Here is a 1,948-nt window from a genome sequence, read left to right on the forward strand (position 1 = left end):
TCAAAACACTTTGTGGAAAGCACCTAACAACCGGTTCAAACCGTTCGCTTCGCTCACTGAGACGGGCTAAAGCCCGCCCCTTAACCAAACGTTAGATCCAATAATGTGCTACGCAGTTATCTTCAGTACCACATCAACGCGCGATCTTGAGAAGCTTAACAACGACACCTTGCACTTTAGTCGTAAAATCCCTGAGTTAGAGCAATTGCGCTATCTTCAGCATCCGAACAAGTGGCATCTAACAACAGATGGTTCTTGTAGTTGTGGTTTCAGACACCTTGATATGGGCGCTGACGAATTGGTTTTTTCAGAGCCAGAGGGTTGGCTACCCGAGGAACCGGAAGATATCCAAGCTACTCTTCAAGTCGTAGCCATACTTAAGTCTCTAGTCGCAGAGGGCGAAAAGCTAGACTGCATAGATGTATGGCACGGCGGCAAACACACAAAGCCTTCAATAAAAAACAAAATAGCTGTTAACTTAAACACACTGCAAGATGTAAAGTTTCGCTTCATTGAAAACCACCTATTTAACTTTAGCAATGAAACCTAACTAGTGGTTCAAGTCGTTCGCTTCGCTCACTCGGGACCGGCTAAAGCCGGCCCCTTAACCAAGCGTTATGCGTAGAAATCGAAAATGAGAGTACCGTGCATAGTTACTCAAGGTTCGGAAATTAATGAGCGAGGAACTGAGCAAGAGTTTACCCGTGCCACATGCATGCTTGGCGGGTGCGGCTACCAGGTTAAGAGCTGGGGAGTCTCTGAAAAAAGCGTATACCGGTGCCTTACATTAATGAAAGAAAAATGCCCTATGGGCTTCTCTAATTTCTACACAAGAGCGTAAGCAGGCGGCACGCATAACAATGCGTCTCAGGCACCAACACTATGCACAATAATTAGGCAAGGAGGGATCACAATGAGAGTTATTTTGAAGTTCAAGACAAGGGTTGGCACTTTCTACATAGCTCAATCCTCCGATGGCAGATTTCATCCTATCTTCAACGATGAAAGTCTCGGGAGTTACTCAAGCATAATTCATGCAGTAGACGATTTAGTAAATGATGCAACCTTCTCAGTACTTCATCCAAGCACCGCAGAGCTTTTAGACACATCAACCCTTGGAATTTCAGAAGATCCACGGGACTGGGAGCGCGCATAACAATTGGTCCAAATCGCTCACTTCGCTCACTTCGCTCACTGGGACGGGCTAAAGCCCGCCCCTTAACATACGTTATGGCCATCACCATCGGAAACAATATGCATTCACTATTTCGACTTTCACTTATTATATTAATACCCTTATTCTTAGCCTCCTGCACAACAACCGGCCAAGGAGTTGACGAGAATCTATTGCAGGTACCAACAGGAAAAGGACTTGTGCTTTTTTCTACTGGCGCAGAAAGACCAAGTTCCTTACATAGCACATACCTGACCCTCGTCGAGGGAAATAGCAGAAAAAGCTACGACAAAGTCATTATAATTCTCAACAATCCATTTACAGCATCGCACTTCAAAGACAGTCATGGGCAGGTACGAACTTTGGCCCTTCCTCCCGGGGAATACTTTCTAGTACCCAGCTCTGTAAACCCATACTTTATTATGATTACAGCTCCTGTTTATCGATTCATGGTCACAGAAAAAGAAGTAACCTATATTGGAAATTTCCACTTAGGCGATAACCAACTCATATGGTCACCAACCAAACTTCAACGAGATACTGAATTCTTCATAGAAAAAAATTCAGCCATGAGCGGAGCAGATATAAAAATACAAAAAGCAGAAATTGTTTCAAATGTTGCAGACTTCAAAATCAAAGGAACAATATGGGGCATACCGTAAAGCCCAGCCTAACAAGCGTATATGGACTCTCCCCACAAGTAGTGGGCAAAGCTTTTCTTTTGCACTTGTCGTCAGCGCGGTTGCATTCGTATATCCGGCCTGTTCTGGGCTT

The 1,948-nt window shown here is 44.5% G+C and carries 2 protein-coding genes; both read left to right on the forward strand.

From position 1 onward, the window contains the following. Positions 1 to 103 precede the first annotated feature (103 nt). Positions 104 to 550 (forward strand): hypothetical protein, encoded by a 447-nt coding sequence (locus BLR77_RS25440; RefSeq protein WP_139203106.1) that lies wholly within the window; start codon positions 104 to 106, stop codon positions 548 to 550. A 680-nt stretch (positions 551 to 1,230) separates the two neighbouring features. Next, positions 1,231 to 1,836 carry a hypothetical protein gene (locus tag BLR77_RS25445; protein ID WP_139203107.1) on the forward strand — a complete coding sequence of 202 codons (606 nt, stop codon included), beginning with the start codon at positions 1,231 to 1,233 and terminating at the stop codon, positions 1,834 to 1,836. Positions 1,837 to 1,948: the final 112 nt, after the last annotated feature.

It is taken from the genome of Ectopseudomonas alcaliphila (assembly GCF_900101755.1).
Lineage (GTDB): Bacteria > Pseudomonadota > Gammaproteobacteria > Pseudomonadales > Pseudomonadaceae > Aquipseudomonas > Aquipseudomonas alcaliphila.

Bases quoted from the DNA above. Each gene is read 5' to 3' on its own strand.
- BLR77_RS25440 (WP_139203106.1), top strand. From the start codon at position 104: ATGTGCTACGCAGTTATCTTCAGTACCACATCAACGCGCGATCTTGAG.
- BLR77_RS25445 (WP_139203107.1), top strand. From the start codon at position 1,231: ATGGCCATCACCATCGGAAACAATATGCATTCACTATTTCGACTTTCA.